Source organism: Micromonospora sp. NPDC003776, from assembly GCF_053605645.1.
The window spans coordinates 1-7380 of the sequence record NZ_JBSGJR010000351.1 but is presented as its reverse complement, the minus strand read 5'-3'; the positions used below and the strand labels follow the sequence as shown (position 1 = coordinate 7380).

Genomic DNA, 7380 nt, shown 5'->3' with positions numbered 1-7380 from the left:
GCGGCGGCCAGGCCGCGCGGGTGCCGGCGGGCCAGCTCCCGCGCGTACCGGCGGACCTGGTGGGCGGCGGCGACGGGCAGGGCGGTGCTCACTCGTTCTCCTCCCGGCTCACCGCAGCCGCGTACCGGGGCTCGGCGGCGAGCAGCTCGTCGTGGCGGCCCTCCGCGACCACCTTGCCGTCCTCCACGAAGACCACGTGCTCGGCCCGGCCCAGCACCAACGGGCTGGTGGTGCAGACCAGCGTGGTGCGGCCACGACGGGCGGCGCCCAGCCGGTCGGCGATCCGCGCCTCGGTGTGCGCGTCGACCGCACTGGTCGGCTCGACCAGGATCAGCGTCTCCGGATCGGCGACCAGCGCGCGGGCCAGCCGGAGCCGCTGCCGCTGCCCGCCGGAGAACTCCCGGCCGCGCTCGGCCACCGCGCTGTCCAGGCCGTCGGGCAACGCGTCGACGATGTCCGTCGCGCTCGCCGCGGCCAGCGCCGCCTCGACCGCGCGGCGGTCACCCCGGTCACCGGGGTCCAGCTCGGCCCGAAGGGCGCCGCTGAAGAGCTGCGCGTCGTTGTCGGCCACCAGGATCCGCTCCCGCACCGTCGCCAGCGCCACGTCCCGCAGCGGTACGCCGTGCAGCGTCACGTCCCCGTCGGCGTACCGGCCGAGCCGGTCGGCGATCTCGGCCGCGTCCTCGGGCGCGGTGGCGGCCAGCGCGGTGAACCGGCCCGGCCGCAGCACCAGCCCGGAGCGGACGTCCACCAGCTCACCGGGCCCGTCGGGCAGCCGCACCGGACGGGGCGGGTCGGTGAACTCCGGGGCGAGCCGGAGGAGCCGCACCACCCGGCGGGCCGCGACGTGCCCCCGGGTCAGCTTGTCCGCCGCCTCGGTGAGGTTGCGCAGCGGGCTGACCAGGAACGCCGTGTAGCCGTAGAAGGAGACCAGCTGACCGGCGCTGATCTCACCGCGCAGCGCGAACCGGGCGCCCAGCCAGGTCACCAGCACCACGAAGACGCCAGGGAGCAGGATCTGCGCGGCCTGGAGCAGCGCCTCCACCCGGGCCACCCGCAGGCCGTCGGCGCGCAGCGCCTGGGACTCCTCCCGGTAGCGGGCGCCCAGCACGGGCTCCCCGCCCACCCCGCGCAGCACCCGCAGCCCGGAGACGATGTCGGCGGCCCGGGCGGTGAGCCGCCCGGTGGATTCCCGGTACGCGGCCTGCTGCCGGTGCAGCGGCCGGATCAACAGGGCGACCAGCGCCATCAGCAGCGGCACCCCGAGCACCACGACCAGGCCGAGCGGCAGGGACGCGGTGAGCAGGATCACCGCCACCGTGGCGATGGCGACCAGCGCACCGGTGCCCCGGGCGGTGATGTCGATGGCGCTGCCGATGTGCTCGATGTCGGCCGTACCGATGCTCACCACCTCGCCGGCGGCCACCCGGCGGGGCAGCGCGGCGCCCAGCCGGTTGGTGGCGTCCACGGTGACCTGCACGGTCCGGTAGGCGGCGCCGAGCCAGTTGTGCACCGCGCAGCGGTGCCGCAGGATGCCGGCGGTCGCCTGGACCAGGCCGAGCCCGAGCAGCACCAGACCCCAGCGGAGCAGGGCCTGCGGGTCGCGCTGGGCGAGACCGGCGTCGATGGCCCGCCCGACGGCGGCCGGCATCAGCGCCTGGGCCACCATCCAGACGACGCCGAGCGTGATGCCGGCGCCGAAGAGCAGGGGATGCCGACCGGCCAGCCAGACCAGGTAACGGGTGGCGGACCGGGCGTCGGGGGTGCCGGGATCGCCGGCGGGTGAGAAGCGCATGACATGCCGACGCTAGGTGCCGGGACAGGGCGGACGCCAACCAGTTTCCCGCCGGTCAGGGGGCCCGGCGGCTCAGCGATCGACCTGGGTGAAGTCCCAGCTGTGCGGCGGCCGGGCGACCAGCGTGGGCGGCGGTTCCGGCAGGGCGCGCGGGTTGCTCCGCCACTTCGAGATCACCACCAGCCGGTGGTCGGTGGACGAGAACACCTCGCTGGACAGGTGCAGCGGGTCGTGGTCGAAGTCCGGCAGGGCGGTCTCGCACACCCAGGTGATCAGGTCGGCGAAGCCGTACGGCTCGGCCTTCGCCTCCCACATTCGCACGATCACGACGGTCCCTCCCGGTCAGACGCTGACCACGGTCAGCGGCATCGCCGAGTCGGCGGGCAGGTCGAGCCGGCTCGGCGCGACGCCGGCGGCGACCAGGTGCGAGCCGAGCGCGGCCACCATCGCCCCGTTGTCGGTGCACAGCTTCGGCCGGGGCGTACGCACCCGGATGCCGTGCTTGGCCGCCCGGTGCTCGGCCATCGCCCGCAGCCGCGAGTTGGCCGCCACCCCACCGCCGATCACCAGCGTGTCGATGCCGCTGCTGCGGCAGGCGTCCAGCGCCTTGCCGACCAGCACGTCGCAGACCGCCTCCTGGAAGGACGCGGCCACGTCGGCGACCGGCACCGACTCGCCGGCCCGCTGCCGCGCCTCCACCCACCGGGCCACCGCGGTCTTCAGCCCGGAGAAGGAGAAGTCGAAGCGGTGGCCGACCAGGTCCTTGGCGGCGGTCAGGCCGCGCGGGAAGGCGATGGCGGCCGGGTCGCCGGCCCGCGCCTCCCGGTCGATGTACGGGCCGCCGGGGAACGGCAGCCCGAGCAGCCGAGCCACCTTGTCGAACGCCTCGCCGGCCGCGTCGTCGATGGTCGAGCCGAGCGGGGTGACCTCCCGGGCCAGGTCGTCGACCCGCAGCAGTGAGGAGTGCCCGCCCGAGACCAGCAGCGCGATCGCCGGCTCGGGCAGCGCGCCGTGCTCCAGGGTGTCCACCGCGACGTGCGCGGCCAGGTGGTTCACCCCGTACACCGGCTTCTCGGCGGCGACCGCGTACCCCTTCGCGGCGGCGACGCCGACCAGCAGCGCGCCGGCCAGGCCCGGGCCGGAGGTGACGGCGATCGCGTCGATGTCCGCGATGCTCACCCCGGCCTCCGCCAGCGCCCGGTCCATGGTCGGCACGATCGCCTCCAGGTGGGCGCGGCTGGCCACCTCGGGCACCACGCCGCCGAACCGGGCGTGCTCCTCGACGCTGGAGGCCAGCGCGTCGGCGAGCAGGGTGTGCCCGCGGACGATGCCGACCCCGGTCTCGTCGCAGGACGTCTCGATGCCCAGGATCAGGGGTTCGTCAGCCATGCTCGTCAGTCCTCGGTGCGCTGCATGACCAGCGCGTCGGTGTTGCTCGGTTGGTAGTAGCCGCGCCGCACGCCGATCGGCTCGAAGCCGTACATGGCGTACAGCCGCTGCGCCGGGGCGTTGTCGGCCGCGACCTCCAGCAGGGTGCTGCGGATGCCGCGCCGGGCCGCCTCGGCGAGCAGCGCCTCCAGCAGCAGCCGGCCGATCCCCCGGCGCTGGGCGTCCCGGCGGACCGCGATGTTCTGCACCCACGCCTCGTCGGGCGGGACGACGGCCAGCCCGGCGTAGCCGAGCACGGACCCGTCGTCGTCGGTGGCGACCAGGTAGTGGTGCCGGTTGGCCAACTCGTTCCAGAACATCGCCGGGGACCACTGCTCGGCGCCGAACAGCTCCGCCTCGATCGGCAGCACCTGGTCGATGTGCCACCAGCGGAAACGGCCGAGGCGTACGCCGCTCACGGCAGGACCGGCTTGTGGCCGGTGGCCGCGACCGCGTCCGGGCGGCGCAGGTAGAGGGGGGTGAGCGGCTCGCCGGGAGCGCCCGCACGGATCCGCTCGGCGGCCAGCGCGGCCAGCGCGGTGGCGTCCGGATAGCGCGGCTCCTCCCGCACGGGCAGGCCGAGGACGTCCGCGTACCGGTGGGCGCCGTCGCCGACCGCCACGGTGACCGCGAGATCCCGGGCCCGTTCGGCGGCGACGGCCGGGGCGTCCACGGCCGGCCCGGCGATCCGCTGCCCGGCGCCGTCGTAGACCGCCCAGTAGACCTCCCGGCGCCGCGCGTCGCTGGCGGCCAGCACCGGCTCGCCGGCGGCCACCGGGTGGCCGATCCCGTCCAGGGAGCAGACACCGTACGTGGGGATGCCGAGGACCTGGCCCATGGTGGCGGCGGTGACCAGGCCGACCCGCAGCCCGGTGAACGGCCCCGGGCCGAGCCCGGCGACGATCGCGTCGAGGTCGGCGGGGCGGGCGTCGACGTCGGCGAGCACCGCGTCGACCTGCGGGGCGAGCAGTTCGCCGTGCGCCCGGGCGTCGACCGTGCACCGCTGCGCGCGGGCCACCACGCCGTCCGCCGAGACCTCGACCAGGGCGGCGGTCACCGCGGGCGTCGAGGAGTCCACCACGAGTACGAGCACGGTATGCCAGCCTAGCCGCCCTCCGGTCACGGCCGGTCACGGCCTGTCCCCGAGCGACGACGACCGGCGGCCCGGCTCCTACCGGCCGCGCCGGCTACTCACCGTGATGCCGGCCGGGAGGCACACAACTTGGGAGCGTCATGTCGGAGAGACATGAATATGACGGAGAGACATGTCGCTCTCGAGACTTCGTCATCATCGTGAGGTGTCCGAGAGCCGCCTGGCCCGCCATATCGCCACCACCATCCGACACGAGCGGGAACGCCGGGAGTTGACCCAGCAGGCCCTGGCCGACCTGGTCGGGCTCACCCAGGGCGCGGTGGCCCACATCGAGCGGGGCAGCCGGGTGCCGAGCCTGCCGATGGTGGAACGGCTGCTCGCCGCGATGGACGTGCAGCTCACCGTCGGGGTGGAGCCGCTGGACAGCCACCTGGACGCGGCGCTCGACGCGCTGGCCGGCGGGTCGGTGGTCGAGCGGATCCGGGAGATCGGGTTGGACCGGATGCGCGGGGTGCGCCTGGAGCCCGAGGAGCCGGGCGAGCACCGTTGGCGGACCCTGCACGGCGAGCTGTGGGCGCGGATGTGCGACGAGCTGCCGGAGCCGGTCGAGGTGCGGTACGGCGGCCGGAGTTACCCGGTCGAGCCGCTGGTCCGGGTCGAGCTGGCCGACCCACGCGCCGCCGACCTGCTGCGCCGGCACCGGCAGCGGCTCGGGTCAGCCGGCTGAGCGCTCCCAGTCGATGGTGGGCAGGCCGGCGTCGGCGAGGGCCTTGTTGGCCGCGCTGAACGGTCGGCTGCCCAGGAAGCCGCGCGGGTTCATCGGGCTCGGGTGGCCCGCCTCCAGCACCACGTGCTGCGGGTTGGTGACCAGGGCGGCCTTCTTGCGGGCGTACCCGCCCCAGAGCAGGAAGACCACCCGCTGGTCGAGCGCGTCCAGGGCCCGAATGGTGGCGTCGGTGAACTCCTCCCACCCCTGGTTCGCGTGCGAGCCGGGGGTGGCCTGCCGGACGGTGAGCACCGAGTTGAGCAGCAGCACGCCCTGCGCCGCCCAGCCGTTGAGGTTGCCGCTGCGCGGCTTCGGCACGCCCAGGTCCTCGCCGAGCTCCTTGAAGACGTTGCGCAGCGACGGCGGCACCGTCACCCCCTCGCGCACGCTGAAGCTCAGCCCGTGCGCCTGCCCCGCCTTGTGGTAGGGGTCCTGCCCGAGGATCAGCACCCGGGTCTCCGCCGGCCCGCACAGCCGGTAGGCGGAGAACAGGTCCTCGACCGGCGGGAAGACGGTCTGACTCGCGTATTCCGCGGCGACGAACTCGGCGAGCGCCGCCGTGCGGGCCGCGTCGAGGTGCGGGGTGAGCACGGTCCGCCAGGCGTCGGGGAGGAGCGCCAGCAGGTCGAGGGTGGGGGCGTCGTCGGGCATCGGCAACCTTCCGCGGAGGAGATCGGTCCCCGGCACTGTAGGCAAAAGATACGACAACCGTCAGTCGAGGGTGGCGAGCCGCTCCGCCCAGTCGCCGCCGACCGGCTCCAGGGTCACGGTCCGGGTGTCGTCCTCCTGCCGGTCGATCCGTACCCGCAGGTGGGCGTCGACCAACTGCTCGACCATGCCCTCGCCCCACTCGACCACGGTCACCGCCTCGTCCACCGAGGCGTCCAGGTCGAGGTCGTCTATCTCGGCCCGCGGGTCGGCCGACTCCCCCAACCGGTACGCGTCGGCGTGCACCAGGGTCACCCGGCCGCCCCGCGCCGGGTCGGGCCGGTGCACCCGGGCGATCACGAAGGTCGGCGAGGTGATGGCACCACGTACGCCCAGACCGGCGCCGATGCCCTGGGTGAGCGCGGTCTTCCCGGCACCCAGCGGGCCGCTGAGCAGCAGCAGGTCCCCGGGGCGCAGCACGCCGGCCAGCCGGCGGCCGAACTCGTGGGTGTCGTCGACGGTCTTCAGCTCGACCACCACGGTCACAACGACTCCAGGAAGCGTTCCAGCGCCGCGTTGACCTCGTCGGCGTGTTCCAGCATCACCACGTGCCCACTGTCGTGGATCTTGACGAACTCGGCGTGCGGCAGCCGGCGGACGATCTCCTCCGAGTGGGTCACCGGCGTGATCATGTCCTTGTCCCCGACGATCACCAGCACTGGCGTACCGGCCAGGGCGGCCAGCGCCGGGAACCGGGAGTGGGTGGCCAGGGTGCGCAGGTACCGGGTGACCGTGTCGGCCGAGGTCCGGGAGTTCATCGTCTCGACGTACGAGACCAGGGCCGGGCTGGGCTTCGACGTGCCGAAGCCGTACCGGCGAGTGAGCAGCCAGGCCACGTTGGAGGTCGACTTGCGGGCCTTGTCGATCACCGTGCCGCCGTACCGGGTGGCGTTGCTCATCATGTAGAGCATCGGCGCGCCGACCCGGCCGAGCAGCGCCGGGGCCACCAGCTTGGTCTCGGCGAGGAGGCCGCCCGAGGTCGCCATCAGCACGGTACCGACCACCCGGTCGCCGAACAGCTCCGGGCAGAGCTCGGCCAACGCCATGATCGTCATCCCGCCCATCGAGTGCCCGACCAGCACCAACGGCCCCTCGGGGGCCACCTCGTCGAGCACCCGGCGCAGGGTCCGGCCGAGCGTGGCGAGGTCGTACTCGCCGGTCTCCAGCTTTCCGGAGCGGCCGTGCCCGGGCTGGTCGTACGCGACGATCCGGTAGTCACCGCGGGCGGCGAGCATCTCGCGCTGGAAGTGGAAGGTCCCCATGTCCAGGCAGAAGCCGTGCACCAGCACCACCGTCGGGTGCCCGGCCACCGGGCGGGTCGGCTCGACCACCTCCACGTGGATGTCGGTGCCGTCCGGCATCTCCAGCGTGCACGCCTCGTCGTACCGCTGCTGGCCGAAGACCTCGTGGGCGTACGGATCGGTGGGGTCGTGCTTGAGCCGGCGGACCAGGACCCGCTCGCTCACCACGCCCGCGGCGAGCCCGGCGGCGGCGACGCATCCTGGCCCTGACCGCCGCCATCTGGCACAACCGCAGTACCGGCCAACCCGTCACCCGATCCTTGACCGCCTACGACCACTGATCAGGGTT

Annotated in this window: 8 protein-coding genes and 2 pseudogenes; 2 read left to right on the top strand and 8 right to left on the bottom strand. The window is 74.2% G+C overall.

The window, feature by feature from the left end; translation table 11 throughout:
- Positions 1-88 precede the first annotated feature (88 nt).
- The 5 genes from ACWEVO_RS24400 to tsaB all read right to left on the bottom strand — a co-directional run bounded on the left by ACWEVO_RS24400 (position 89) and on the right by tsaB (position 4316).
- Complete coding sequence (locus ACWEVO_RS24400; RefSeq protein WP_452309838.1) at positions 89-1795, bottom strand: ABC transporter ATP-binding protein; 1707 nt, start codon at positions 1793-1795, stop codon at positions 89-91.
- A 72-nt stretch (positions 1796-1867) separates the two neighbouring features.
- Entirely contained in the window at positions 1868-2122 is a 255-nt protein-coding gene (locus tag ACWEVO_RS24395) for a hypothetical protein (protein ID WP_452309837.1), read from the bottom strand.
- Positions 2123-2137: 15 nt separating this feature from the next.
- On the bottom strand, positions 2138-3184 hold the full coding sequence (tsaD, locus tag ACWEVO_RS24390; protein ID WP_452309836.1) for a tRNA (adenosine(37)-N6)-threonylcarbamoyltransferase complex transferase subunit TsaD: 1047 nt from the start codon (positions 3182-3184) through the stop codon (positions 2138-2140).
- 5 nt (positions 3185-3189) lie between these two features.
- The gene (rimI, locus tag ACWEVO_RS24385) at positions 3190-3642 is read right to left on the bottom strand and encodes a ribosomal protein S18-alanine N-acetyltransferase (protein WP_452309835.1); all 453 of its coding nucleotides are present in this window, start codon (positions 3640-3642) and stop codon (positions 3190-3192) included.
- Entirely contained in the window at positions 3639-4316 is a 678-nt protein-coding gene (gene tsaB, locus ACWEVO_RS24380; RefSeq protein WP_452309834.1) for a tRNA (adenosine(37)-N6)-threonylcarbamoyltransferase complex dimerization subunit type 1 TsaB, read from the bottom strand. The genes rimI and tsaB overlap by 4 nt, the downstream gene beginning before the upstream one ends.
- Before the next feature lie 205 nt (positions 4317-4521).
- Between tsaB and ACWEVO_RS24375 the strand changes: the two genes are divergently transcribed.
- Positions 4522-5043, top strand: a complete 522-nt coding sequence (locus tag ACWEVO_RS24375) for a helix-turn-helix transcriptional regulator (RefSeq protein WP_452309833.1) — start codon at positions 4522-4524, stop codon at positions 5041-5043.
- Here the strand turns inward: ACWEVO_RS24375 and ung are convergent.
- The 3 genes and pseudogenes from ung to ACWEVO_RS24360 form a co-directional block, all read right to left on the bottom strand.
- Positions 5032-5733 carry a uracil-DNA glycosylase gene (gene ung / locus ACWEVO_RS24370; protein ID WP_452309832.1) on the bottom strand — a complete coding sequence of 234 codons (702 nt, stop codon included), beginning with the start codon at positions 5731-5733 and terminating at the stop codon, positions 5032-5034. The two genes, ACWEVO_RS24375 and ung, sit on opposite strands and share 12 nt — an antisense overlap.
- Positions 5734-5793: 60 nt before the next feature.
- Positions 5794-6276 (bottom strand): tRNA (adenosine(37)-N6)-threonylcarbamoyltransferase complex ATPase subunit type 1 TsaE, encoded by a 483-nt coding sequence (tsaE, locus tag ACWEVO_RS24365; protein ID WP_452309831.1) that lies wholly within the window; start codon positions 6274-6276, stop codon positions 5794-5796.
- A pseudogene (locus tag ACWEVO_RS24360) lies at positions 6273-7286 on the bottom strand (alpha/beta fold hydrolase); the annotation flags it as partial. The gene tsaE and the pseudogene ACWEVO_RS24360, both read right to left, overlap by 4 nt.
- Here ACWEVO_RS24360 and ACWEVO_RS24355 point away from each other — a divergent pair.
- Positions 7271-7372, top strand: a pseudogene (locus ACWEVO_RS24355) (IS982 family transposase); the annotation flags it as partial. The pseudogenes ACWEVO_RS24360 and ACWEVO_RS24355 overlap by 16 nt on opposite strands.
- Between the last annotated feature and the right edge of the window lie 8 nt (positions 7373-7380).

Bases quoted from the DNA above. Each gene is read 5' to 3' on its own strand.
- ACWEVO_RS24400 (WP_452309838.1), bottom strand. From the start codon at position 1,795: ATGCGCTTCTCACCCGCCGGCGATCCCGGCACCCCCGACGCCCGGTCC.
- tsaD (WP_452309836.1), bottom strand. From the start codon at position 3,184: ATGGCTGACGAACCCCTGATCCTGGGCATCGAGACGTCCTGCGACGAG.
- ung (WP_452309832.1), bottom strand. From the start codon at position 5,733: ATGCCCGACGACGCCCCCACCCTCGACCTGCTGGCGCTCCTCCCCGAC.